This is a genomic window from Acinetobacter sp. NPDC052428 (genome assembly GCF_044547685.1).
Classification (GTDB): Bacteria; Pseudomonadota; Gammaproteobacteria; order Pseudomonadales; family Moraxellaceae; genus Acinetobacter; species Acinetobacter lwoffii_G.
Map to the genome: position 1 here is coordinate 56,302 of NZ_JBIUAT010000003.1, position 26,967 is coordinate 83,268.

Annotated in this window: 22 protein-coding genes; 12 read left to right on the forward strand and 10 right to left on the reverse strand. The window is 45.5% G+C overall.

All coding sequences use genetic code 11. From position 1 onward, the window contains the following. Positions 1-56: 56 nt before the first annotated feature. The 6 genes from leuS to ACIG3F_RS03425 all read left to right on the forward strand — a co-directional run bounded on the left by leuS (position 57) and on the right by ACIG3F_RS03425 (position 9,309). Positions 57-2,678: a leucine--tRNA ligase gene (gene leuS, locus ACIG3F_RS03400; RefSeq protein WP_396469385.1), complete on the forward strand. Its 2,622-nt coding sequence runs from the start codon at positions 57-59 to the stop codon at positions 2,676-2,678. A 207-nt stretch (positions 2,679-2,885) separates the two neighbouring features. Continuing rightward, entirely contained in the window at positions 2,886-3,419 is a 534-nt protein-coding gene (locus ACIG3F_RS03405) for a hypothetical protein (protein ID WP_153567027.1), read from the forward strand. 9 nt (positions 3,420-3,428) lie between these two features. Continuing rightward, positions 3,429-4,415 (forward strand): DNA polymerase III subunit delta, encoded by a 987-nt coding sequence (gene holA / locus ACIG3F_RS03410; protein ID WP_396469386.1) that lies wholly within the window; start codon positions 3,429-3,431, stop codon positions 4,413-4,415. A gap of 124 nt (positions 4,416-4,539) precedes the next feature. Continuing rightward, positions 4,540-5,901, forward strand: a complete 1,362-nt coding sequence (locus tag ACIG3F_RS03415) for a MacA family efflux pump subunit (RefSeq protein WP_191112064.1) — start codon at positions 4,540-4,542, stop codon at positions 5,899-5,901. Between the two features lie 2 nt (positions 5,902-5,903). Further along, positions 5,904-7,880 (forward strand): MacB family efflux pump subunit, encoded by a 1,977-nt coding sequence (locus ACIG3F_RS03420; protein WP_044109938.1) that lies wholly within the window; start codon positions 5,904-5,906, stop codon positions 7,878-7,880. Positions 7,881-7,890: 10 nt separating this feature from the next. Continuing rightward, positions 7,891-9,309 carry an efflux transporter outer membrane subunit gene (locus ACIG3F_RS03425; RefSeq protein WP_396469387.1) on the forward strand — a complete coding sequence of 473 codons (1,419 nt, stop codon included), beginning with the start codon at positions 7,891-7,893 and terminating at the stop codon, positions 9,307-9,309. A gap of 67 nt (positions 9,310-9,376) precedes the next feature. Here ACIG3F_RS03425 and ACIG3F_RS03430 read toward each other — a convergent pair whose 3' ends face one another. Together ACIG3F_RS03430 and ACIG3F_RS03435 are read right to left on the reverse strand one after the other, a co-directional pair. Further along, positions 9,377-11,212, reverse strand: coding sequence for a tetratricopeptide repeat protein (locus ACIG3F_RS03430; protein WP_396469388.1), 1,836 nt, complete (start codon positions 11,210-11,212; stop codon positions 9,377-9,379). A gap of 98 nt (positions 11,213-11,310) precedes the next feature. Beyond that, entirely contained in the window at positions 11,311-12,081 is a 771-nt protein-coding gene (locus ACIG3F_RS03435) for a ThiF family adenylyltransferase (protein ID WP_396469389.1), read from the reverse strand. A 182-nt stretch (positions 12,082-12,263) separates the two neighbouring features. Here ACIG3F_RS03435 and ACIG3F_RS03440 point away from each other — a divergent pair, with 182 nt between their 5' ends. Next, positions 12,264-12,515, forward strand: a complete 252-nt coding sequence (locus ACIG3F_RS03440) for a hypothetical protein (RefSeq protein ID WP_004647441.1) — start codon at positions 12,264-12,266, stop codon at positions 12,513-12,515. A gap of 36 nt (positions 12,516-12,551) precedes the next feature. On the opposite strand, the gene orn is transcribed toward ACIG3F_RS03440, so the two are convergent. Further along, positions 12,552-13,109: an oligoribonuclease gene (orn, locus tag ACIG3F_RS03445; RefSeq protein ID WP_004278381.1), complete on the reverse strand. Its 558-nt coding sequence runs from the start codon at positions 13,107-13,109 to the stop codon at positions 12,552-12,554. A 125-nt stretch (positions 13,110-13,234) separates the two neighbouring features. On the opposite strand from orn, the gene rsgA reads away from it, so the two are divergent. From rsgA to secB, 4 genes are all read left to right on the forward strand, one after another. After that, on the forward strand, positions 13,235-14,293 hold the full coding sequence (gene rsgA / locus ACIG3F_RS03450) for a ribosome small subunit-dependent GTPase A (protein WP_005103207.1): 1,059 nt from the start codon (positions 13,235-13,237) through the stop codon (positions 14,291-14,293). 93 nt (positions 14,294-14,386) lie between these two features. Continuing rightward, complete coding sequence (locus ACIG3F_RS03455) at positions 14,387-14,794, forward strand: rhodanese-like domain-containing protein (protein ID WP_004278386.1); 408 nt, start codon at positions 14,387-14,389, stop codon at positions 14,792-14,794. A gap of 18 nt (positions 14,795-14,812) precedes the next feature. Further along, positions 14,813-15,070, forward strand: coding sequence for a glutaredoxin 3 (gene grxC, locus ACIG3F_RS03460; protein ID WP_396469421.1), 258 nt, complete (start codon positions 14,813-14,815; stop codon positions 15,068-15,070). Positions 15,071-15,108: 38 nt separating this feature from the next. Next, positions 15,109-15,567 (forward strand): protein-export chaperone SecB, encoded by a 459-nt coding sequence (gene secB, locus ACIG3F_RS03465; RefSeq protein ID WP_004647439.1) that lies wholly within the window; start codon positions 15,109-15,111, stop codon positions 15,565-15,567. 173 nt (positions 15,568-15,740) lie between these two features. Here the strand turns inward: secB and ACIG3F_RS03470 are convergent, their stop codons facing one another. From ACIG3F_RS03470 to ACIG3F_RS03500, 7 genes are all read right to left on the reverse strand, one after another. Continuing rightward, positions 15,741-16,547: an enoyl-ACP reductase gene (locus tag ACIG3F_RS03470; RefSeq protein ID WP_396469390.1), complete on the reverse strand. Its 807-nt coding sequence runs from the start codon at positions 16,545-16,547 to the stop codon at positions 15,741-15,743. A 127-nt stretch (positions 16,548-16,674) separates the two neighbouring features. Further along, entirely contained in the window at positions 16,675-17,496 is an 822-nt protein-coding gene (locus tag ACIG3F_RS03475; RefSeq protein ID WP_396469391.1) for a TatD family hydrolase, read from the reverse strand. Further along, a complete protein-coding gene (locus ACIG3F_RS03480) occupies positions 17,493-18,455 on the reverse strand; it encodes an RsiV family protein (RefSeq protein ID WP_396469392.1) in 963 nt (320 codons plus the stop codon). Before ACIG3F_RS03480 ends, ACIG3F_RS03475 begins: the two co-directional genes overlap by 4 nt. Before the next feature lie 44 nt (positions 18,456-18,499). Next, positions 18,500-19,324, reverse strand: coding sequence for a hypothetical protein (locus ACIG3F_RS03485; RefSeq protein ID WP_396469393.1), 825 nt, complete (start codon positions 19,322-19,324; stop codon positions 18,500-18,502). Positions 19,325-19,435: 111 nt separating this feature from the next. Further along, positions 19,436-21,028 carry a peptide chain release factor 3 gene (locus tag ACIG3F_RS03490; protein WP_004647433.1) on the reverse strand — a complete coding sequence of 531 codons (1,593 nt, stop codon included), beginning with the start codon at positions 21,026-21,028 and terminating at the stop codon, positions 19,436-19,438. Positions 21,029-21,171: 143 nt separating this feature from the next. Continuing rightward, a complete protein-coding gene (locus tag ACIG3F_RS03495) occupies positions 21,172-23,070 on the reverse strand; it encodes a putative bifunctional diguanylate cyclase/phosphodiesterase (protein WP_396469394.1) in 1,899 nt (632 codons plus the stop codon). A gap of 435 nt (positions 23,071-23,505) precedes the next feature. After that, the gene (locus ACIG3F_RS03500) at positions 23,506-25,692 is read right to left on the reverse strand and encodes a carboxy terminal-processing peptidase (RefSeq protein ID WP_195725163.1); all 2,187 of its coding nucleotides are present in this window, start codon (positions 25,690-25,692) and stop codon (positions 23,506-23,508) included. 200 nt (positions 25,693-25,892) lie between these two features. Here ACIG3F_RS03500 and nagZ point away from each other — a divergent pair, with 200 nt between their 5' ends. Then, complete coding sequence (gene nagZ, locus ACIG3F_RS03505) at positions 25,893-26,915, forward strand: beta-N-acetylhexosaminidase (protein WP_396469395.1); 1,023 nt, start codon at positions 25,893-25,895, stop codon at positions 26,913-26,915. The last annotated feature ends 52 nt before the right edge of the window (positions 26,916-26,967 follow it).

Sequence of the window (26,967 nt, forward strand, 5' to 3'; positions counted from 1 at the left end):
CATTTTGCGCTATGCTGTGCAACAGACTTTTTTCACCGTAATTCACTGATACGTTTATGACTACTCACATTGATTCCGAATATCAAGCCAGTGCGATTGAGCCTCAAGTCCAACAGGATTGGGAATCTCGCAAAGCCTTTAAAGTTGCCGACAAAGTAGAAGGTCCACGTCGTTATATTCTCTCGATGTTCCCTTACCCAAGTGGCAAGCTGCATATGGGTCATGTGCGTAACTATACGATTGGTGACGTGATCAGCCGTTTCCACCGTTTAAAAGGTGAAACCGTTCTGCAACCGATGGGTTGGGATGCTTTTGGTTTACCTGCTGAAAACGCAGCGATTGCACACCAGGTTGCGCCAGCAAAATGGACTTTCGAAAATATCGCCTATATGCGCGACCAGTTGAAAAAACTCGGTCTTGCAGTAGATTGGGATCGTGAATTTGCGACCTGTACCCCTGAATACTATCGTTGGGAACAATGGTTATTTGTTCAGCTTTATAAAAAAGGCCTGATCTACCGTAAACTTTCTACAGTGAACTGGGATCCAGTGGATCAAACTGTACTTGCAAACGAACAGGTTGAAAATGGTCGCGGTTGGCGTTCAGGTGCATTGGTAGAAAAACGTGATATCCCAATGTACTACTTCCGCATTACCGATTATGCGCAAGAATTACTTGACGATTTAGACACGCTTAAAGATGGCTGGCCACAACAGGTCTTGACCATGCAGCGTAACTGGATTGGTCGCTCACAAGGGATGGATATTACTTTCCCTTCAGCAAATCCAGAAATCTATGCAGACGGTTTAACGGTATTTACTACCCGTGCCGATACCTTGATGGGTGTAACGTATGTTGCAGTTGCAGCTGAACATCCAATGGCACTGAAAGCGGCTGAAACAAACCCAGAATTGGCTGCATTCATTGAAGAATGCCGTATGGGTTCTGTGGCAGAAGCGGATCTTGCGACTGCTGAAAAGAAAGGCATGGCAACCGGTCTTTCTGTGAAGCATCCTGTGACTGGCGAAGAAGTTCCGGTTTGGATCGCCAACTATGTATTGATGTCTTATGGTTCAGGTGCAGTGATGGCGGTGCCTTCACACGATGAACGTGACTTCGAATTTGCCAATAAATATGGCTTGACCATCAAGCAAGTGATTGATGCCAAAGGCGCAGATGATGCTGACTTTGATGCGACTCAATGGCAAGAATGGTACGGCTCAAAAGAAGGTAAACTGGTTAATTCAGGCGAATTTGACGGTCTAGATTTCCAGAATGCATACGATGCATTCCTTGCCAAATTAGAAGCAACAGGTCTGGCAAGTTCTAAAGTTCAATTCCGTTTACGTGACTGGGGTGTATCTCGTCAGCGTTATTGGGGTTGTCCAATTCCAATGATTAACTGTCCATCATGTGGTCAAGTGCCAGTACCTGAAGAGCAGCTTCCTGTGGTTCTTCCGACTGACGTTGTTCCAGATGGTTCAGGTAACCCGTTGAACAAAATGCCTGAATTCTACGAAACGTCATGCCCAAGCTGTGGTGGCGATGCTCGTCGTGAAACAGATACGCTAGATACCTTCGTGGAATCATCTTGGTACTATGCACGTTATGCATCTCCAGACTTTACTGATGGCATGGTAAAACCTGAAGCGGGTCAAACTTGGTTACCTGTCAACCAATACATCGGTGGTGTTGAACACGCGATTCTGCATTTGCTTTATGCACGCTTCTTCCACAAATTGATGCGTGATGAAGGCGTGGTACAAGGCAATGAACCATTCACTAACTTGTTAACGCAAGGGATGGTGCTTGCAGATACCTTCTATCGTGAAGCTGAATCTGGCAAGAAAACCTGGTTTAACCCGGCAGATATCGAACTTGAAAAAGACGAAAAAGGCCGTGTGCTTTCTGCAAAATATAAAGAAGATGGCCAGGAAGTTGTGGTTGGTGGTCAGGAAAAAATGTCGAAATCGAAAAATAACGGTATCGACCCACAATCGATTATTGACCAGTACGGCGCAGATACGGCACGTGTATTCATGATGTTTGCTGCACCACCTGATCAATCACTGGAATGGTCTGATGCCGGTGTTGAAGGTGCAAACCGCTTCCTGAAACGTGTATGGCGTTTAGCAACAGGTTTCCTTGAAAAAGCGAATACTGCTGCAAACATCGACAAATCGGCACTGTCTACGGCTGCGCAAGACCTACGTCGTAAGACACACGAAACCATCCAAAAAGTCGGTGATGATATTGAACGTCGTCATGCATTTAACACTGCCATTGCTGCATTGATGGAACTTTTAAATGCTAACAACAAATTTGAAGCCCAAGATGACAATGACGTGGCGGTTGCACGTGAATCGATTACCACGCTGTTAACTTTACTTGCACCATTTGCACCGCATTTAAGCCAGACTTTATTGGCCGAATTTGGGATTGAATTGAATTCAACTTTATTCCCTGCGGTAGATGAATCTGCGCTGACACGTAATACACAAACGATTGTGGTTCAAGTCAACGGTAAACTCCGTGGTAAGTTAGAAGTATCAGTCGATGCTTCTAAAGATGATATTTTGGCTCAAGCCAAAGCATTGCCTGAAGTTCAACAATTCTTGACTGGCCCAACCAAGAAAGAAATTGTGGTACCGAATAAATTAGTGAATTTGGTGGTTTAAGTCCTTACATTCCCTCTCCTTTCAGGAGAGGGTTAGGGAGAGGTAAATATATAAACCCTCATCCTAACCTTCTCCCAAAGGGAGAAGGAACTTTATGAAGGATTTCACAATTCCCAAACAAAGCCCGTTGCCAGCCAACGGGCTTTGACTTTACAATCCAGTTCAGGATTTCAAATATTCCCTTTCGGGAAGCATAGAGGGCAACACATGCATTTGGGCAAACGTTTAGCAGCAATTGTTTTAACTTGTGGTCTGAGTGCAGGCTTAGTCGGCTGTGGTTTTCATCTGAAAGGAACCAATCCGAGCTCCGCACCTGTTGCTTACTCTGTCATGAGCCTGTCTTTACCGCCCAACACTGAAGAACTGCAAGAGAAACTGGCAGTTTACCTCGGTGCTGCAGGCGTACAGCTAAGTAATGCACCTAAAGCTTATGTGTTACGTGTCCTGGATTACACTCCTCGCCGTCTGGAACTGAACGGTAAACTGGTTGAAACCTTATTACGTTTAAACGTGACTTTCCGGATTGAAGATGCACAAGGCAATCCGATCACTGAACCACGCACTGTCGTGGCAACACGTACGTATCAATATGATATTGAAACGGTCAACACCGATGATCAGGAACAAAAATATCTGAATCAGGTCATTATTGATGATGTGGCGCAGCAGATTGCACGTCAGATTTCATCGAACCGCTTACCCTTAGCCAAACAAAATACCTCAGCGCAACCTGCTCAATAAGACCTCTTTATGAAACTTGATTATCTACAAGCCCTGAAACGTGTCGATGAAGCTCGCGGTGCTTGGGTCTTGCATGGTCAAGAGCCTTTGCTGGAACAGAATTTAATTGATGCCTTTCGGGCCAGCTGGCAAAAGCAGGACATTGAACGTCAACGCTATGACATTAGTTCGGTCGCCGACTGGAAAACCGTCTTTAATGCCTTGAACAGCTTGTCGCTGTTTTCAACCCAGTTGGCGATTGAAGTACATGGCAATATCAAACCGGATGCCAGCGCAATCAAGTTACTGAAAAAATATTTGCAGCATAATGAACAAAACCTGCTGTTGGTGGTGATGCCCAAACAGGATAGTAATAGCCTGAAATCCAGTTTCTTTCAGCTGATTGATGCCAATGGTGTGAATGTTTCGCTGGTGGCCAATTATCCAAAAGACCGGCAGCAGATTCTGGGTATTGAAGCTGAAAAACTCGGTATTCGTTTAGCCAATGATGCCTGGCAATGGCTGGAACAACATCATGAGCACAACCTGCTTGCAGCAAAGAACAGCCTGATGCGGGTTAGCGATACCTTTGCTGAAGTCGATATCATTCAGGTTGATCATTTATATGCATGTTTACAAGATCAGTCACGTTATAGCACCTATGATTTGAGCGATGCCCTGCTACAAGGTAATCTTTCCCAGTCGATCAAAATTTTTCAGTATCTAGTCGTTTCAGGTGAACCGATGAGCCTGATTTTATGGAGTCTCAGCAAGGAAATGCGTCTGTTGATGCAGCTGTTTGAACAACCGCAAAATGCCTTGCAAATCGGGATCTGGAAAACCAAAGTCGGGTTATATCAACAAGCCTTGCGCCGTCTCAGCCCACAGACTTTTCTGGCCTGGCCGGGGTTATTATTAAAAATTGATGCCTCAATTAAAGGACTCGGACATGAAAATCCGGAGCATTTGGTACTACAGGCGATTTCCAGTATCTGTGGCAAGCCCCTATTTCACTAAGTCTTTGTCAAAATTCGAAAAATAAAATAATAATCATTCCTATTAGTTTAAAAAAATACACGATTTATCCTAATTTCGCTTTTATAATCGTTCACAATTCTCTGATTTTGAACCGATATTGATCATGCCAAAAATAAAACCGACGAAATTGATTATGGCCGCCGTGATTGCCATTGCGCTCATCGCTGCGGGGTGGTACTTCCTCAAACCCAAAGAACAGCCTCCGCAATATATTACGGCTGAAGTCACCCAAGGCGATATCGAAAGCTCTGTACTGGCGACTGGTATTCTGGAAGCGACCAAGATGGTCAGCGTGGGGGCGCAGGTTTCGGGTCAGGTCAGAAAAATGTATGTAGAACTGGGCGATCAGGTCAAGCAAGGTCAGCTGATTGCGCGGATTGACTCCGTTCGTCAGGAAAATGATTTAAAAACCGCTGAAGCCAGCATTAAAAATCAGATGGCACAACTTGCAGTAAGACAGGCGAATTTGGCCAAAGTTGAAGCTGAATACAACCGTCAGAAAGCCATGTATGCACAGGATGCCACTTCTCGCTCAGAGCTGGAATCGGCATTTGCGAACTATAAAACGGCGCAAGCGGATATCACCGCCATCAATGCACAGATTGAACAGTCGCGTTTGACGCTGGCGACTGCCAAAGAAGATCTTGGTTACACCCAGATTGTGGCGCCGATGGATGGCACGATTGTGGCGATTGTGACCGAAGAAGGTCAGACTGTAAACGCCAACCAGAGTGCGCCGACTATTGTGAAACTGGCAAAACTGGACACCATGACCATTAAAGCTGAAATTTCTGAAGCGGATGTCATGAAAGTTGAAGAAGGTCAGACGGTTTATTTCACTACGTTAGGCAATAACGAGAAAAAGATTTACGCCAAACTACGTCAGGTTGAGCCTGCACCCAATTCAATTAATACCGATAGCAATACCTCAAGCTCATCGTCAAGTTCTGCGGTGTATTACAACGCATTGTTCGATGTACCGAATGAAGATGGAAAATTACGTATTGATATGACTGCACAAGTTTATATCGTGCTGGATGAAGCCAAAAATGTACTGACCATTCCTGCTGCAGCCATTCAAGGTTCAAACCGTCTGCCACGTGCCAATCGTGGTGAAGCGCGTGGTGAGGGTTCTCGCGGTGAAGGCGGCCCGGCATCACGTTCTGAAGCTGAATCGGCTCAAGGCAACCGCCCTGCCGGTGAACGTCCAGCGCGTCTAAACCTGTCTGAAGCAGAACTTGCGCTGATTGAGCAAGGTAAAGCACAGCGTGGCATGGTTCGTGTCTTGCAAGCCGATGGTACTGCAAAACCAACCCCTGTATTAATCGGTTTGAATAACCGCGCGACTGCGCAAGTGCTGAAAGGTTTAAAACGTGGTGATCAGGTGGTGATTGCCGATGGTTCTGATACCTCCAATGATGCAGCAAAACGCGGTGGCAATAGCCGTGGCCCAATGAGAATGTAAGCATGAATTCACAACAACAGCCTCTCCTCGAGGTGAAAAATCTGGTTCGTGAATTCCCTGCGGGTGAAAGCACGGTCCAGATTTTAAAAGGGGTGAATCTAGAGATTTATCCGGGTGAACTGGTGGCGATTGTCGGTCAGTCCGGTTCCGGTAAATCGACCCTGATGAACATTCTGGGTTGTCTGGACAAACCGACCACGGGTAGCTACAAGGTCAAAGGCCGTGAAACCCGGGAACTGGAAGCGGATGAACTGGCGCAATTACGCCGTGAATATTTCGGCTTTATTTTTCAGCGTTATCATCTGCTGGGCGATTTAAATGCAGCAGGCAATGTCGAAGTCCCTGCGATTTATGCCGGTGCGGATTCATCTGAACGGCATGCGCGAGCCGTCAAGATTCTGACTGATCTCGGTCTGGGTGAAAAAACCCAGAACCGTCCGAGCCAGCTCTCTGGTGGTCAGCAGCAACGGGTTTCGATTGCCCGTGCGCTAATGAATGGCGGTGACGTGATTCTGGCCGATGAACCGACAGGTGCATTGGACAAGAACAGCGGTATTGAAGTGATGCGTATTTTGCGTGAACTGAATGCCAAAGGTCATACCATCATTCTGGTCACGCATGATCATAATGTAGCGAAAAATGCGACGCGGATTATCGAGATCTCGGACGGCAATATTATTTCTGATCAGCCCAATGTTCCTGAAGTCGAAGAGCATCTGGAAAAACAGCCGCTGATCCGCAGTGAACAAAAGAAGATTTCTTCATGGCGTTCTGCAGTTGACCGTCTGGGTGAAGCCTTCCGGATGGCCTTGCTGGCCATGAATGCACATCGCATGCGGACTTTCCTCACCATGCTCGGAATCATTATCGGTATTGCTTCGGTGGTCTCGGTGGTGGCACTCGGTAATGGCTCACAAAAGCAGATTCTGGAAAATATCAGCAGTCTGGGGACCAATACCATTACCGTATTTCAGGGTCGAGGCTTTGGGGATAATTCCAGATCTTCACAGTCCAAAACCCTGATTCCGGCCGATGCCGATGCGCTAGCTGAACAACCGTATGTCGATGGCGTCAGCCCATCGGTGAATAGCAGTGTCACCGGCCGTTATAAAGAAATCGAAGCTTCAACTACGGTCAACGGCGTCAGTGAAGATTTCTTCTACGTGCGTGGCATGACTTTCCAGTCCGGTCAGCCTTTTGACCGCAGTAGCGTCATGCAACAGGCGCAAGATGTCGTCATTGACACCAATACCAAAAACACCTTCTTTAAGGATGGCACCAATCCGGTGGGTCAGGTGATTTTACTCGGGAGCGTACCGAGCCGGATTATCGGGGTGATTGACGCGCAAAAAGGCATGATGGGAAATAATGACAGCCTGAATGTCTATCTGCCGTATTCCACCGTCATGAGCCGTATGCTGGGGCAATCCAATGTGCGTAGCATCATTGTGCGGATTAAGGATGAATACCCAAGTGCGGCGGCTGAAAATGCGATTTTGAATTTGCTGGTACAGCGACATGGCGCGCAGGATGTGTTTACCCAGAATGCCGACAGTATTCGTGAAACTATTCAGCAAACCACAGCGACTATGACTTTGCTAATTTCAGCGATTGCGGTGATTTCACTGGTGGTCGGCGGGATTGGGGTGATGAATATCATGCTGGTGTCAGTGACTGAACGTACTCAGGAAATTGGGGTGCGTATGGCGGTGGGTGCACGTCAAAGTGATATTCTGCAACAGTTCCTGATTGAAGCGGTTCTGGTCTGTATCTTGGGTGGTATTTTGGGTGTGCTGCTTTCCCTCGGGATTGGCCAGCTGATTACCCATTTTGCCGGTGGTACGTTCCAAATGGCATATTCAACCACTTCGATTGTAGCTGCCTTTGTCTGCTCAAGCCTGATCGGGATTGTGTTTGGCTTTATCCCGGCACGTAATGCTGCTCGTCTGAATCCAGTCGATGCACTTTCTCGCGAATAAGGAACCTGATATGCAAATGAATTTAACCAAGCTTGCCAGTGCCCTTTTGCTGGGAAGCTCGCTGGTCGGTTGTGCCGCAGTGGTAAAAACACCGTATGAACAGCCTGCGCTTAATATGCCGGGCAGCTTTCAAAACAATAAGGTGCTTAGTCAGCAGATTCATGCCGATATTCTGGCAGATCAATGGTGGACTTTATTTAAAGATCCGCAATTAAATAATTTGGTGAATGAAGTATTGGCGCAGAATACCGACCTGGCAGTGGCTGGCATTAGTTTACAACAGGCCCGCATTCAAGCCAGACAGGCTCAAAGCCAGCAAGGCGTTCGTGTCGGTGATGCAAGAATTTCAACGGGCCATCGTTTTAGCCTAGATGGTGGTGGCGATTCTTCGACCGGTATTTCTCTGGGTTATCCGGGCTTAAGCTATGAACTGGATCTGTTTGGCAAACTGGCCAATCAAACCGAAGCCGCTCGCTGGGAGGCCTTAGCCTCTGAAGAAGACTTGCAGGCAACTGCTCAGAGCCTGATCGGCACCACAGCGCAACTCTATTGGCAACTGGCTTATCTGAATGAACGTTATAGCGTGGTACAGCAAAATCTGGCGACCGCGCAAAAAACCTATGATCTGGTGCGAGTGCAATATCGTGCCGGCGCAGTATCCGGTCTGGATTTAACCCAGGCGGAACAGGCGATTCAAAGCCAACAGGCAACCTTAAGCCAGATTGAACAACAACGTGTGGAAACACGTACCGGACTCGCGGTATTGCTGCACATGCCGGTTCAACAGCTCGCGATTCAAGAGCCAAGCCGTTTACCGAATATTCAATTGCCGAGTATTCAGGCTGACTTACCGGCGAGTTTATTGTCACGTCGTCCTGACCTTCGAGCGACTGAACTGCGCTTGCGTAAGGCACTAGCTAATAAAGATGCCAACAAAGCCAGCTACTATCCATCCATTAGTTTGACCGGCAATCTGACCACCGGTATTGGCAGCAGTACGTCCCTCTCGAATGCACTGAAAAATCCGGTTGCAACTTTAGGTGCAGGTCTGACCTTGCCTTTCCTGCAATGGAATGACATGAAACGTGATCTGCAAGTCAATGAGCTGGAATATGAAAAAGCCATTATCCAGTATCGCCAGACCATGTACGAAGCCTTTGCCGATGTGGAAAATGCCTTGTCGAATCGTACTGAGCTCACTAAGCAGGTTGCATTACAGCAACGCAATGTTGAGCTGACAGAAAGAACTGAACGCTTGACTGAAGTGCGTTATCGTAATGGTGCGGTGGCGTTGAAAAACCTGCTGGATGCACAGGAAACTACGCGCAATGCGCGGCTGTCTTTGGTGCAAACCAGACAGAACCAGTACAATGCTTATGTCACCTTGATGCAGGCATTGGGTGGTAGCCCGATTAAACAATTACCTTAACAAAGCTTGATCCATAAAAAAACCGCTGTCAGACAGCGGTTTTTTAGCTCATATGATTTGAGTCAGTTTATTTCATTTGCAAATACGCATTCACATTTTTCAATAATTCAGTGGATCGCTCATGTCCGAGTAAACTGCCTTTTTCCAGCCAGTCCCGTGCGATTCCGATATCACGCTCCACGCCAATTCCCTTGGTATATAAACGTCCAAGATGGCTATAAGCATCCGCATTTACCTGCGCTGCCGCCTGCTGATAATACTGTACGGCTTGCTCAATATTGCTCTCAACACCTTGACCCTGTTCATATGCTTCACCCAGAGCATTCAGTGCTACACCATTCTGCTGAGCGGCTGCTTTTTGCAGATAGCTCAAGCCTAAGGCAATATCCTGCGCAATCTGTTGGCCTTTAAGATATTTCAAGCCCAATTCTGCCTGTGCTTGGGCATGACCCAATTGCGCAGCCTGATGCAGATAACGATTTGCTAGCTCTAAATTGTTCACAAAGACAGGATAAATGCCTGACAGAGCTTGGTACAGGAACCATGCCGCCTCTTTCGAACCTTTCGCAACCGCCTGATTCAGATACTGGATAGCTTTGTCACGTGTCGGTAAAGGATATTCAGCTAGACTATAAAACCGGCCGACGCTATAAATTAAATCCGCTTCAGATTGAGCTTCAATCAGCCAATACTGCTGTGCCGCGTTCTGGATCATTTGTGTGGCTTTACCCGTATCTTTAACTGTGCCTATACCGTTTAAATAACACAGTGCCAGCCCCATCCGTGCAGACACATCGTCAGGACTGAGCTGATAGGCAGCCTGATATAACTCAAATGCTTTTTGCGGTTCGTTGGCCACCAGGTGCTGCTCAAAATACAGCGCAGCAATCATGCATAATGCAGGCGCATGCTGGCTATTCGCAGCTTCTGACCAGTAACGAAACGCCATGGTTTCATTTTTATCGACATACCAGCCATGAAAATAAGCCAGGCCGATTAAAGTCTTGGCTTGTGCATCGGCATGCTCTTTGGACTGCTGCAATAAATGCTGGAACACGCGCTGACGCTGGTCGGTATCGATACGGCCTTGTAACACACCGGCATAATAATCATAGAGACCTTTCTGGTCACCAAGACTGATACAACGTTTAATAAATTGCAGCGATTGCGTCAGGTCTTGGGGCAGAATCTGACCATGCGCATAATCATCGGCGATTTGCTGATTGGCAGCCAAATGATCTTGCTGTGCCGCCAGAAACAGATAATGAATTCCTTGCACTAAATCTTGGGTTGTTGAATCTGCCAGATAATACTGGGCCAGCTGATACTGCGAATTGGCATGACCCTGCCCGGCATTTTGAATGAATAATGCCAGACGCTGTTTTTCTGCAGTCATCTCGTTTTGAGGCTGGCCTTCGGTAGAAGAAAGTTCAGTAATACGATATTGGGCATCCAGATTGCCACGTGCTACCGCATGTCGGTACCAATACAAAGCTTTTTCCGGGTCAGCCTGTTGATACGCATCCCCTTCATGAATCTGCCCCAAATGATAGGCGGCTTCATCACTGCCCAGACGAAAGGCTTTGTCTAGATAACTAATCGCCTTTTCGGTATTCTGCTCATGTCCCAAACCCTGCAGATGCATCAGACCCATGCCTACATAAGCTTGTGGAATTTCCTGTTGCTGGGCCAGTCCCTGATAAATCTGATAGGCACGTTCATAATTCGGATGTTCCGGATCTGAACTCAAACGTGCTGCATGTTTCAGTTGAGCATCAATCTGCTCAATCCATAAATCATGTTGTACAGCCTTCGCCTGATCACGTTTCACCGGATCCGGACGTTTCCACATCCAGATCGCCAACGCCCCTATCCCCAAAATCAGTACCAGCAAGAACCACATAGCTGCTCCAAAACATTATTTTTGTTCTGCGAATGAATCCTTTCATTCTAAACGCCAGTTTAAAAAAAGCACATAGATTGTGCTTTTTATTTTTTAAATCAGGCTTTTGCTCTTTTACTGTCCAGCTTTTTCAAGCCTTCTGCCACAGCGACCATGGCAAAGCTTGAAGTTACCACCACGGCAGAACCATAACCACCACAGCGCAAGCCGGCACTGGCGCAGACATCAGCACTCGAAAATGGATTATCGATGGAATAGACACAAGTAATGCCAAATTTTTCTTTAGGCTTTTTACAGATGCCTTTAGCGCGCAACTGGGCACGCAATTTGGCCAGCATCGGATCCTGTTCGGTTTTAGATAAATCGGCCACCCGAATTTTCAGCGGATCCAGCTTACCGCCTGCCCCGCCAGACACAATCAACGGAATCTTGTTAAAACGACAATGTAGCATCAGGGCAAATTTGGCTTTGACATCGTCAATACAGTCGAGGATTAAATCTGGATCACCTGCTAAAATTTCTTTGATATTTTCAGGCGTCAGGTAATCATCGATCAGATTAATTTTAATCCGTGGATTAATTGCGCGGCAACGTTCAGCCATGATTTCAATTTTTTCATGACCCAGTGTGGTGCTCATGGCAGGTAATTGACGGTTAATATTAGAAGCCGCCACCACATCCATATCGACCAAGCTCAGTTCGCCCACACCGCTACGTGCCAGTGCTTCTACCGCCCATGAACCGACACCACCGATGCCTATCACCATCACATGACTTTTTTCATAATGGTTAAAGCTGTCTTCTCCATAAATTTTGGCAACACCAGCAAAACGGCGATCATATTCATCATCTTGAAGCAGGTCGGTCATAGGTCATCTATAGCAATAAAAATACCGGATCATTTTAGCAAAATCCGCTTTTCTTTACCGCCACTAAATTTTTGATCGATTTAAATGACATTCAGATTGGATGAGAGCGACAACCCACTCGAGATTGACTAAAATATCAACAAATTAATTCTATGTCATTTGGCCAAAAGGAGTGAAATGTCATGCTATTTAACACCCTTTTGGGTTTGAACGTGCTTTGTATCGGGCTTTATTTTTATGTTCTGATCAGCCAAAAGAACAAAAATTATTATCTCAGCATTCTCATTCGTTTAATGACTTTAGGATTATTTGGCTTGGTTATTTTCGATCGTTATGAAACACAGAATCATCTGATCGTGTTATTGCTCTCGTGGGTAGGCTTTGAAAGCATGGAGCAGTTTTACACTAGAAAGAAATCCAGTTCAGTAAAATAAAAAAGAGGCTTGCGCCTCTTTTCAGTTCATCGAAATTTAGTCTTTATTCATGATAAAGAAATATTGACGATAATATTTCAGTTCCGCAATCGAATCACGAATGTCATCCATTGCCAGATGCGAAGCATTTTTCTTGAGGCCACTCATGATTTCCGGGCGCCAGCGTTTGGCCAGCTCTTTCACTGACGATACATCCAGATTACGGTAATGGAAATACTGCTCCAGTTCAGGCATCAGGCGGTGCAAGAAACGGCGATCCTGACAGATCGAGTTACCACACATCGGTGAAGATTTTGGATTGACCCATTTTTTCAGAAATTCAATAGTTTGCTGCTCGGCATCCTGAGCGGTCAGTTTACTGCGACGTACACGCTCAATCAGACCGGACTGGCCATGCTGGCGAGTGTTCCACTCATCCATGGCATTTAACAGACGTGCAGGCTGATGTACCGCAAGCACAGGACCTTCTGCCAAAATATTCAAATTGTCATCGGTTACAATTGTTGCAATTTCAATAATTTGATCATTGTCTGTGTCTAGACCTGTCATTTCAAGGTCAATCCAAATCAGGCGGGTATCAGCGGTGCTGCTCATAAATGTGCAATCTTATTGGGTTTAAAAACAACTATAGTAGCAAATTAATTACATCTTGGGTGTCATTCGGGGGCTGCTTCATGCTATTTTTGCCATCTGATTTACCCGGTTTTTTTAGGATATGAATGGCCTTAATACGTAAGCGTCGTCTGACAGAGCAACAACAGCGCCGCATTCAGAAACAACAGAAAACACGTCAAGAAGATCTCGATACCTCCAGTGATCTTGAAGGTTTAGTAGTGCAACATTATGGCCGCCAACTTGAAGTGCAAGCTTTGTCTCGCCCTGACATTCACCCTGAAAAACCTGTGGTCGCCGATGGTGAGCCTGAACCCTTCTGGAAAGAGATTGAACTGGACAGCGTCTGGCGCTGTCATACCCGAACCAATCTGGATTTATTGGTAACGGGTGACCGGGTCAAATGGCAAGCCGATCCGAATACCGGTTTAGGGATTATCACCGCGATTCATCCCCGTAAATCCTTATTGACCCGTCCTGACCGCTATCACAAGGTTAAACCGGTAGCGGCCAATATTTCACTGATTGTGATTGTGTTTGCACCATTGCCTGAGCCGGCGCCAGGTCTAATCGACCGTTATCTAGTGGCCTGTGCCGATGCCGACATTCCCGCATTGCTGGTAATGAATAAAGCCGATTTATTGAAAGAAAACGATCCGATTCTGACTCTGCTGCAAGAATATCAAGACCTTGGTTATGAGGTGATGCAGACCCAATCCGATGGCGACTTGACTGCACTATCTAATCGTCTGGAAAATGAAACGGTGGCTTTTGTTGGTCAATCGGGTGTGGGTAAAAGTACGCTGATTAATGCGATCGTGCCGGATGCCGCACAGAAAACCAATATCATTTCCGAGAACTCGGCACTCGGTCAACACACCACGACGTCAACACGTTTGATCGGTTTTGGTGAAGGCGCGGCCCTGATTGATTCTCCGGGAATTCGTGAATTTGGCCTGTGGCATCTGACTTTAGATAAGGTACAAAGCGGCTTTCCTGAAATTGAAAATCTGCTCGGCCATTGTCAGTTCCGTAACTGTACCCATAAGCATGAAAAACAATGTGCTTTGCGTCAGGCTGCTGCCGCAGGTGAAATTTTACCGCGCCGACTGGATAGCTATTTACGTTTAATCGACGAAATCACTGAAGCACAGCAAAAAAATTAATTTTCTTAACCCTTGGCCCTTGAAGCGGTGATTTTGATCACCATATTTATGAGCTATACTCTTGGCAATTTTAAAATTGTAATTAGGTGAATTGTGGAACGTTGGTTCGAGTTTATGGGGAATCACCCCTTCTTATTTGGAACACTCGCGGTATTAGTGGTTTTGTTCTTCATTATCGAAGGTCAACGTAACGGTCGCAAAATTTCTCCGCAATCGCTGGGAATTTTAGTCAAAGCAAAAAATGCCATGCTGATTGATCTACGCGATGCAAAAGACTTCCGTGAAGGTCATATTAGCGGTAGCCGTAATATTCCATATAGCCAGATTACAAAACATGTTGAAGAGCTGAAAGCATCTGATCGCCCTTTGGTGTTCATTTGTAACCTTGGACAGGTGGCTGGTACTGCGTTACAGCAGGTTGGTCATGCCGATGCATACCGTCTTGATGGCGGCGTCAGCAACTGGAAAGCTCAAGGTTTACCTTTGGTGAAAAGCAAATAATCCACGAACAGGAGATTGATCATGGCTGAAGTTATTGTTTATTCGACGACAGTGTGTCCTTATTGCGTGCGTGCAAAACAGCTACTGGAACGTAAAGGTGTGGCATATAAAGAGATTAACTTGTCTCAAGAAGCGCCTGAAGTACGTCTTGAATTGATGCAGCGTACCAATCACCGTACCGTGCCACAAATTTTTATTAATGATCAGTTCATCGGTGGTTTTGACCAGCTTTATGCTTTAGAGCGTGAAGGCAAACTTGATGAATTGCTGGCTTAACCTTACTAAAATTATCACTTCATATTAAGGATCAAAAAATGAGTGAAGAACAACAAGCTCAACCACAATTGGCATTAGAGCGTATTTATACCAAAGATATTTCTTTTGAAGTTCCTGGGGCGCAAGTTTTTACCAAGCAATGGCAACCTGAGTTAAACATTAACCTTTCTTCTTCTGCAGAAAAAATTGATGAAACTCATTTTGAAGTAGCTTTGAAAGTCGTGGTTCAAGCAACCAACGAAGGTGATACCGCGTTTATCGTTGATGTAACTCAAGCCGGTATTTTCCTAGTAGATGGCGTTGAAGAAGAGCGTCTTCCATACATCCTTGGTGCATATTGCCCGAACATCCTGTTCCCGTTCCTACGTGAAGCAGTGAATGATATGGTTACTAAAGGTAGCTTCCCACAGTTGCTATTGACTCCAATCAACTTCGATGCTGAATTTGAAGCCAATATGCAACGTGCGCAAGCCGCTGCTGTGGATGGTCAAGCTTAATCGCCGTCCTTCAAATCAAAAAAAGACCGCTTATGCGGTCTTTTTTATTGCCTTGAGTGGCCTCCCCCTTTATCAAAGGGGGAATGAGGGGGATTTTAATCATTTCCTCACTCAGAGTAAGAAATCATTCCCCTCTCTCACTCTCTCCCTGAGGGAGAGAGAACTTATAGGATTTATTCCGCGTCTGCCATCAAATCAGCACTCATACCAACAGTGTTAAAGCCGGCATCGACATACAGGATTTCACCGGTAATTCCGTTAGCCCATGGCGAGCACAGGAATAATGCGGCATTACCGACATCTTCAATCGTCACATTACGTTTCAGTGGAGCAACTTTCTCATTCAGGTCGAGCATTTTACGGAATGATTTAATACCTGAAGCTGCCAGAGTACGGATCGGACCCGCAGAGATCGCGTTCACACGAATCCCTTCCTGACCCAAGCTAGACGCCAAATAACGTACGCCTGCTTCTAAAGAGGCTTTGGCCATACCCATCACGTTATAGTTCGGCATAACGCGCTCAGAACCTTGATAGGTCAGCGTCAACAAACAACCTTGACGGACTTGTAGTAAAGGTTTAGCTGCACGTGCCATTGCGATAAAGCTATAGGCACTGATGTCATGTGCAATGTTAAAACCTTCACGGTCCGTGATTTCGGTGAAGTCACCATCCAGCGTATGTGCCGGTGCAAAACCGATAGAATGCACCACACCGTCCAGACCATCCCAGTGTTTGGCCAATTCAGCAAATGCGTGGTCAATTTCAGCATCTACTGCCACATCACAAGGAAAAACCAGTTTCGAACCAAACTGTCCAGCAAAGTCATCTACCCGCTTTTTCAGCTTTTCATTTGGATAAGTAAAAGCCAATTCAGCACCTTCACGATGCAATGCCTGAGCAATACCAAAAGCAATCGATAATTTACTCGCAATGCCCGCGATCAAGAAGCGCTTACCCGCCAAAAGTCCTTGTGCCATGTGAATCTCACCTAAAAAAATGTATATGGCATGATGCCAAGTCTGGAGCATTTTAGAAATTGCATAATGCACCTTTTTTTCTATTTATGATGAACTGGGAATTTAAGACCGAGTTAAGAGCGTTAACTTAAATGGCCAGATGCAGGGCCTGATGAGTATTTTGCCAGAGCTGTTCAGCCAGTTCCTCTTTGTGCATATGCAGGCTCTTTGCCAGTCCTTGCAGCACATAAGGTAAATTTGCAGGTGTATTTCGGGTACGTTGCTCGGTCGAGCTTTGACAACAGAGTGGCGTCATATCCGGACAGTCAGTTTCCAATACCAGATGTTCTGGCCCCACATACTGCGCCACTTGATGCAATTTTTTGGCATTTGGATTGGTGATTTGTCCCGTGATACCCAGTTTGAATCCCAGCTTGATAAAGGCCTTGGCTTCCTCAATTCCACCACCAAAGGCATGTGCAATACCACCCTGTTTAAATCGGTGCTGTTTTAAAATCTGCAAAACTTCCGCATGTGATTTACGGATATGCAGCAAAACCGGCTTATCGAATTGATGTGCCAATTCAAGCTGTGTAGCAAAAAAATCTTTTTGCTTCTGAAAAATTTCCGCCTGTTTGTGCTGTTTTAAAAAGGTATCCAGACCGATTTCGCCAATGGCAATACAATGCTCATTTTTAAGCAGCTGCTCCAGCTCCTGTAAATGATCAGTCTGATGCTGTTCAATATAAAATGGATGCAAGCCCGGTGCTAAATGACTTTGCGGTGCATTTTCCAAGTCATTGATAAAGTCCTGAGTTCCTAACAGATCAGCAAAACGGTTTTGCAAAAAACCAATTAAAACCAGATGCTCGACACCTGCCGCTTTGGCCGCATACGCCAACTGTTCCCGATCAGGATCAAAATCGGGAACATCAAAATGGGTATGCGTATCAAACAATTTTAAGGTCATTTGGCTTTTGCAGCAGATGCTGGCTGTGCCTCGGAGGCAGCTTTTTCAGTTTGAGGCAGATATTCGGGTTTCAGCACACCTTGTAACTGCTCATAAGGAATCATCAGACGTGGCAAGCCAACAACATATGGCCCAATTTCATATTCGGCATACTGCAATATCAAGCCGTCTTTGCCCAGATAGAAGTTATCGGTAAGCTTGAACTTCCAGGCCTGTTCATATTCGGCGACATCTTTGGCCAGCTTGGACTCTACCACCCAGGTTTTAAACGCATCATAAGCACGCGCTTCCAGTTGGGCTTTCTGTTTGACCGCAATAATGTCATCCAGCTTGATCAGCTTTTTCTGTTCCAGATCAAAATTATAATAAGTCTGTGCAGATGCCCCGTGTGCGCCTCCCAGATAATAACTGCTGTTCAAAACTACTGTCGCTAGAGGATCACCCGAATGCAGAATCTTGGGCTTAATCATCAGGCTAATACTATGACTGGCACTCAGGGCCTTGAGCTCTTTATCCAGATTCAAGAAAGTCTGCATATAAGGTTGAGTTTGCTGCTCAAGCTGCTGTTTTGGTGTCACCACTGTTGCTAAAGAAGCTTTGGGTTCAGAGGCGGCAACGTCTGCTTCGCTGGCAGCGCTCACTTTTGCCGGTTCAATCGCATCAAGAGACAGGATATTTTTCAACTGTTGCAGAATCTGCTGGTCGATCCATTCATCAATAAAGCTCTGATTACTGTTCAGACGTTCGATCGAGATTTCCGGACAGCTTTTGTCTTCACATTCTGGAATCGCCAGCTTGAGCTTTTCGGTATCGCCGCTGAGTTTAAGTGCTTCAGCTTCGGCTTGTAGCACCTCGGAAGCACTTGATTCTTCCGGCTCATTACTCTTCGGCTGGCACGCACTCAGCAAGATCGCTGATGCCAGGATAGATAGACAAAAGATATTCTTGTATTTTGGCATTCATTCACCTTTTTGGAACCTGTAATCTCGCAGGATCATGAGCTTTAAAACATATGCTGATAGATATCAGCTTTCAAGACCTGTTGTGTTTGTTGTTTTGTTAAATAAATATCCAGTTGTTTGGCATCTTTGCTAATTTCATGGCTGCGAAAATGCAGACCAATGCCTTCCTGATCAAAGAACCAGTCAGCCTGTCCCCAATACAGTTTTTTCGGTGCTTTCTGCTGAACTTGCTGATCGTTTTCTTTGAGCCATGTCTCATAAGCTTGTTGAATAATCTGATCCATTAATAACTGTTGCTTAGGATCAATAATATCCAGTGGAGTCAGCATTTTCTGCTGGCGACGATCAGCCACAAAAAAATAATAGCGCTCATGCACGCTGACATTTTCCTGTTTGGTATCGACCCCGATCTGCATCAATACATATTGATTGCGCTGGTAAGGAATACGGGTATATAGCGACAGTTCATAAGCCTTGTTCAAATTGAGCTGCGCCTGCCAGGCATCCGATTTTTTTACATAGGCATTGATCGCCTGCTGTAAATTCATGTCCTGTTTCAAGCCGATTTGATCCTGGATCACTTTGGCCTGCTGCTTTTCAATCCATTGGTTCATCCATGGATCAACCGTATGCAAGGTCTGAATATCCAGATTGATACAGTTTTTATTTTCACAAAATGGCAAGGCAATCTTGGCCGGCTGCTCTTGAATATTCAGATAAGGCAAAACATCTGCGGTCTGCTGAGCTGCGGTGATTTTCTCATTTTCCGGAGTATTAACAGGCTCTTTTTCGCTTTGATCACAGCCACTCAGGACAAGACTTAAACCAATCACAGAACCGAGGACGACTTCCTTGCTGAGCTTCATTCTCTTTGCTATATCTATCGAGTTATTAATTGCTTAAATGTAGCATAAAATAAAACAGCTTCCGGAGAAGCTGTTTGATATTTTTAAACTTTAGCTGCGGAACGTTAAAGTTTAGTGTTCACGCGTATTGTGGAACACGATGTCCGGATAACGTTCTTGCATCAGCTGCAAATTCACGCGGCTTGGTGCAAGATATGTCAAATGACCACCACCATCGACAGACAACTGGTCATGAGCTTTTTTCTTGAATTCGTTGAATTTCTTCTCGTCATCGCAAGACACCCAACGTACTGTGTTGATGCTGACCGGTTCGTAAACACAATCAACTTTGTATTCTTCTTTCAGACGGTAAGCCACCACTTCAAACTGTAGCACACCCACCGCACCCACGATCAGGTCGTTGTTATTCTGTGGCATGAATACCTGGGTTGCCCCTTCTTCAGACAGCTCTTTCAGACCTTTTTGCAGCTGCTTGGATTTTAATGGATCCTTCAAGCGGACACGGCGGAACATTTCAGGCGCAAAGTGCGGAATACCGGTAAACTGAAGTTTCTCACCCGAGGTAAATGTATCACCAATCTGGATGGTGCCATGGTTATGCAGACCAATAATATCACCCGGCCAAGCTTCTTCCAGATGCTGACGATCACCGGCCAAGAAAGTTAAGGCATCGCTGATGCGCACATCTTTATCCAAACGTACATGCTTCATCTTCAAGCCTTTTTCATACTTGCCTGAACAGATCCGCATGAAGGCAATACGGTCACGGTGTTTCGGATCCATATTGGCCTGAATCTTGAATACAAAACCGGTAAAGCCTTCTTCATCCGCTTCTACAACACGATCTTGGGTCGGATGGGCTTTAGGAGATGGTGCATATTGACTGAAGGCATCCAGAACATGGTCGACACCAAAGTTACCCAAGGCTGTACCGAACAACACAGGCGTTTGACGACCGGCCAGGAATTCTTCACGATCTAAAGGCTCATTGGCCATTTGTACCAGTTCCAGCGATTCTTCAAATGCCGCCCAAGCCAGTTCACCCACTTTCTCACGAAGATCAGGATAGTCATAACCATCTCGCACTTCGATCTCGGTAATGACTGAACCGAAACCGGCTTTATACACGTAGAATTTTTCTTCGATTAAATTGAATACACCGGCAAAATCACGGCCAGTACCGAGCGGCCAGGTGATCGGAACACATTTAATTTTCAGAACGTTTTCGATTTCATCCAGAAGCTCAAGCGGTTCACGGATTTCACGGTCCATTTTGTTGACGAATGAGATGATCGGGGTATCGCGCATACGACACACTTCCATCAATTTAATGGTTCGGTCTTCGACACCTTTTGCACCATCAATCACCATCAGCGCCGAGTCTACCGCGGTTAGGGTACGGTAGGTATCTTCCGAGAAGTCTTCATGTCCCGGGGTGTCCAGAAGATTGATCATCTTGTCTTTAAAAGGAAATTGCATCACCGAGGTGGTAATCGAGATACCACGCTCTTTTTCCATTTCCATCCAGTCAGATGTTGCGGCCCGGTCAGATTTACGGCTTTTTACCATCCCGGCCACCTGAATAGCCTGACCCCATAACAGCAATTTTTCTGTCATGGTGGTTTTACCGGCATCGGGGTGGGAAATAATAGCGAACGTACGTCGCTGGGCGACTTGTGCCGCCAGTTCTTGCTTAAAGCTCATGAAATACACCTACTGCTCAATGCACAGCATTCGAGATCAAATTCGATCAATATGAAAAAAATTGGCGATATTGTAGCAGAGTTTCAGGGTGGAGTTCCGTTAGCCATGTTGTCTATCCTGACGCTCAATGAATTAGAGCGCTATTAACGGAATTGTAAGTTTTCTAGTCGTTGTTCATCTACCGGCAAGCCCAGCAAAAAGCCTTGTAACTGTTCACAACCGAGCCAGGTTAAAATTTCTGCTTGCGCTTCTGTTTCAACACCTTCGGCGGTCACCACCAAGCCCAGTTTTATGGCCAGCTGAATAATGCTTTCCAGAATCATTTCCTCTTTGGAGCCGACTGCCAGATTTTTGATAAATTCCCGGTCAATTTTTAACTCATCTACGGCGAAATTCTTTAAATAGAGAAAACTGGAATGCCCTGTACCAAAATCATCAATGGCTAGACGGATGCCCATTTGTCTTAAGCGCTTAAAGCTGCGCATACTCACATCAATATGATGCATGGCAGTCGATTCAGTAATCTCGATCATTAAATGCTGAGGACTGATTTTATATTGTGCAAATAACTTTTCTAAAGTACTAAACAAATGCTTATGCTCAAATTGTACTGCAGACAAATTGACCGCGATAGGGAAAAATTCAGTATGTGTCTGTTGCCATTTTTGAATCTGCTGACAGGCCAGCTCCAATGCACAATAGCCCATTTGAATAATCAGTCCGGTTTTTTCAGCCGCATTGATAAACAGATTCGGGCCGAGCAAACCAAACTGGGGATGGTTCCAGCGAATTAATGCCTCTACCCCACACAAGCTACGGTCTTTGGTCCGAAACTTGGGCTGATAAAACAGCACAAACTGCTGCTCTTCCACGGCTTTATATAGGTCATTAATCAGGGTACTCTGGCTCTTGCTTTCATCCTGGTCGGTAGAATAATTAAAGACTGAATAGGTATTGCGCCCCTGATACTTGGAACTCAGCATGGCGGCATCAGCATTGACCAGCAGATCCTGTAAATTCTTGCCGTGTTCCGGATACATGGCAATGCCAATACTGCCCGAGATATGAATACTCTTGCCTTCAATCAGGAAACTTTCCTGAATCAGTTCAAGAATCTGTTCTGACATTTTTGCAGCTTTGGCGACAGATGTGTTTTCCAGTACCAGCAGAAATTCATCCCCACCAATTCTGAGCAGCTTGGAATGATGGCCTAATAACAGATGAATCCGCGTGGTCAATTGAATCAGCAACTGATCACCGACCAGATGGCCAAACACATCATTGACTGCTTTAAAACGATCCAGATCGATATATAATAAAGCAATTTCATGCTGCTGTTCGGACTGACCTGAAAACAGCAGATTTGCATATTCAGCCAGATACAAACGGTTAGGTAATTTGGTCAGATTGTCCTGAATGGTCTGATTTTCAATTTGTTGATTGGCCCATGCAAGCTGACGGTTGCGTAATCCCACACGCAGTTCGGACACGATGATACAAATCAGCGTTACCAGCAGCAATCCACTCATCAGTATCATGGCCAGAAATAGCTGATCATGTGCCTGAACTAATTCCGGTGACTGTTGCATATGGGCGGCAGTAAAATTGAATGACATCATGCTAATAGAGTGCATGCCAAAGATGCTGAGTGCGATCACACCTAATACGAGAACTGACCGGAAAAATGACCAGGTACTTCTGGTACTTCTGGTACTTCTGGTACTTCTGGTACTTCTGGTACTTCTGGTACTTAACCAGAGGATAAACATAGATGCAGTGCATATCACCAGAACAGACAGGAGCATCAGGCCCAAATCCATCTCATATTTATTCAGCACAAAACTTGCTGTCAGCCCAATAAAATGGATCAACCATATGAATAGGCCCAATAGCATGGCGGTTAGCATTAAATTGAAGGTTTTAAAGTTTAGCTGTAAAGCGCCTGAAGCAAATTTTTTAATCCGTGCGATGAGATAGCAAGCAACCAATGCAGAAAGAATGGACCCGATGAACAGACCAATATCATGCTGAATATCAATCATAAAAAATGTTCCCCATCGGTGATCATTTTTATTATGCTCTGCACTGATATTTCCATTTTCACCCGATCAAATTTGAACTCAGTAAAATCTCAAGACTGACTATCCATGCAAGCCAATTGGTCTGCAACAACATCAGTCTTAACTAAAATTTAGAATTTATATTTCTTTCTTTTGAAGTTGAGAATTGCCCCAAAAATAAAACTCAACAGAAAAATAAAATACAACTTATATATTAGAAGTGTTTCAAATTTAAGCAAATATTTAGCTTCATTTTTTTAGCTCATTTATTCGATCACCATCACAATTTTTTTCTTTTTATTTAGACAGATGGCACTTCATAGCAAAATTTTATTTGGATTTTTATGCAGATTTGCAAAATAAAAAAATAGCCTGTCGAAACAGGCTATTTTTATCAACGATCAATGAGGCTAAAACTTAGGGTTTTGCCTGTAATTTGGCATAGTCCAGTAACACATTTGCCGCTTCAATCACAAACGCTTCTTCTTCAGGCAGAGCCGGACGTTCTTTGGCCTTCATCTTGGCACGTGTTTCAATCAAGGCATCCAGTGAAGCCTGATAACTTTCCCAGTTTGGATAAGGTTTCAGACCTGTTGCAGCACGACGAGTGTTTTCTGCGTCCAGCGTTTTTTGCTCCATGGCAATCAACTCAGCTTTACGCTGTTGCAAGTCCAGTACCTGACGTTTCTCTTCTTCAGCTTTCTTCATCACGGCTTTACGCTGTTCTAAATACTTGAACTGAGAATCCAGTGTGACCCGTTGCTGAGAAAGTTTAGCCAATTCAGGAACGTATTTCTGTACTGCACCTTCGCGTTTAAATGGTGCCGTTGGAATAGTATCCCACTGCAGGGCATTTTTGGCCTTACGCTCACCAAACTCCTCGTTATAAATATCGACCAGTTTAATGTCCGGAACGACCCCTTTATTCTGGGTACTGCCACCGGTCACACGGTAGAATTTACGCTGCGTCAATGTGGCCTGACCATGCGCCAGACTATCCAATTGTACTTGTGCTGTACCTTTACCGGTGGTAGTACTGCCAATCACAATCCCGCGTTCATAATCCTGAATCGCAGCAGAGTAAATTTCACTGGCCGATGCAGAGGCAAGATTCACCATCACTGCCAGTGGACCTGCATAGGTTTGTGCGCCGCCATCATCATCCTCAAAGACGCTGACATTGCCATTGCCATCACGGATCTGTACCACTGGACCAGACTTGATCACCTGCCCCAACATACGTGCCACTTCTTCCAGTGAACCACCTGGGTTATTCCGCAAATCAACAATAATCCCAGCAACATTCTTCGCCGCGAGTTCTTTCAAGGCTTTGTTGGTATCTTCAGATACCGAGCGATAATCCGTACCGGCACGGCGTGCACGATAGTTCAGATAGAACGACGGAATTTCGATCACACCATATTGATATTTTTTACCGTCACGTTGAATGTCGACTACACGTGTACGTACACCAGCATCTTCTTCCTGAATCACGTCACGGGTAATGGTCACATTACGTGCCTGCCCCATGGCAGCACCCGCACCGAGTAAGCGTAAAGTGACTTTCGTGCCACGTTTACCACGAATCAGACCGACAATTTCATTACTTGGCCAGCCAATGACATCAATCATCTGTTCGCCGTCTTGCGCCACACCAATGATACGATCACCTGATTTCACCTGACCAGATTTGCTGGCCGGACCACCTTCAACGATGGTTTCAATTTTGGTGTAATCTTCATTGCCGCGTTCCGGGCGAATCGATACGCCGACGCCTTCCAGCTGTAAAGTCGTCTGACGATTCAGCTCCATCGCATCCACAGGCGGGAAGTAATTGCTATGTGGATCATAAGTCAGCATCATTGCATTCAGTGTCTTGTCGAGCACATCATCACTTTTGACGCGGCTGAGACGTTCCAGTTGACGGGTATAACGCTTGGTCAAGGTTTGCGCAGGCGTTAGATCTTCAGGACCAGTCAGGTCTTGTCCATTGGCCAATTCCGGATTGGCTTTCAGCGCTTTCTGCTTGGCCAACTCCTCTTCTTTACTGATGGTCAGATTGATCAGCTGAGACACCAGCATTTTTGACCAGTGCGCACGCTGTTCAGCCTCAGTTTTAAAGAATGGCGCTTTCTCACGATCCGTTTCGATATAAACATTTGGCTGATTCAGATTCTGCGGTTTTTTCAGCTCATTCAACATATAGGTGTAGAACTGGTGCAAGCGCTGTTGATATTGCGCATGCATTTCATAAGGACCAGACAAATTGCCGGCTTTCAGATTGGCACCAAAATTGGCACCATAGCGTTTCTTATAGTTTTCAACTTCGGGGGCCAGAAACAGACTGTGTTCCGGATCAAGACTATCAATATAGAAATCAAAAATACGCTGTGAAGTCTGGGCATCCAGACGCATATTTAAATAATGTTGACGGTCGACCAGGGTTGCCAGCTGACGTGACACCAGCGCCTGCTCTTGAGATGGCTGAATTGCTTTACTGACCACTTCATTACTATTGGCCGCAATCGCATCATTCACTACATGGGTAAAAAAGAATCCACCTGTCGCAATCGCAACTGCGCAAGCTATAGTTTGAAATTTCATAAATAATTCGTACTTCCTTGGCCTAGAGACCAATGTGACCGTGTTGCTTTTCGACCAGAATTTAACGTATTCAGCATCTTAAACAACTTAATATGTTTATGTCGTGTAGTTTTATCATATTCTGTGCTGACAAAGTGTAGCAAATCATTGCAGAATTCAGGTATTGTTTTCTCCGAAAAACTCTAAAACGGATTCCGCATATGATTGGCGCATTGATGCTCGACATCACAGGCACAACCCTCACTCAAGAAGATATTGAACTATTAAGTGCGCCGCAAGTCGGTGGAGTGATTTTATTTGGTCGCAATATTGAATCTCCGGCGCAAGTCCGTGCTTTGACCGATCATATGCGTCAGGTGCATCCTGATATTTTAATTGCGGTAGATCAGGAAGGCGGTCGTGTCCAGCGTTTAAGACAAGGCTTTACCCTGCTGCCTGCCATGGGGAAATTTGGCGAACTTTATACGCGCGATCCACAGCGTGCCCTTGAACTGGCTGAAAAATGCGGCTGGCTGATGGCGACTGAAGTGTTGGCTGTCGGCATTGATTTCAGCTTTGCACCGGTACTGGACTTGAATGACATCAGTGATGTGATCGGCGATCGCAGTTTCGCGCAAAATATTCAGGATATTATTCCGCTGGCTGGTGCATTTCTGCACGGCATGAAACGTGCCGGCATGGCTTCAACTGGTAAACATTTCCCAGGTCATGGCTCAGTCAAAGCGGATTCACATGTTGCTGCAGCAATTGATACGCGCTCCTATGCAGAAATCCAGCAAAAAGATATGCAAACATTTATCCAACTGCAACCACAACTGGATGCGCTGATGCCGGCTCATGTCATCTATAGTCAGGTTGATCCTAATCCGGCAGGCTTCTCGGAATTCTGGATTCAGAAGGTTTTACGTCAGGAGCTGGGCTTTGACGGCGTCTTGTTCTCGGATGATTTAAGCATGCAGGCCGCATGTGTCGCAGGCGGTGCCGATGTCCGAATTCAGGCCGCACTCAAAGCTGGTTGTGATATGGGTCTGGTCTGCAATGATCGTGCAGCACAATGTATTGCACTGGAAGGAATTGAAGATCTGCCCCTCCCGAACCAGCAACGCCTGGAACGCATGCGCGGCAACATCCCGAACATCCAGATTGGTGATGAACTGGATCTGGGTGAAGAATGGCGCGAGATCCGTAATGAAATACTGGCATTTAAACAGCAATCCAGCTAAAACTTTTTAAATCCAATCAATATGAAAAAGGGACACGACAAGGTGTTCCTTT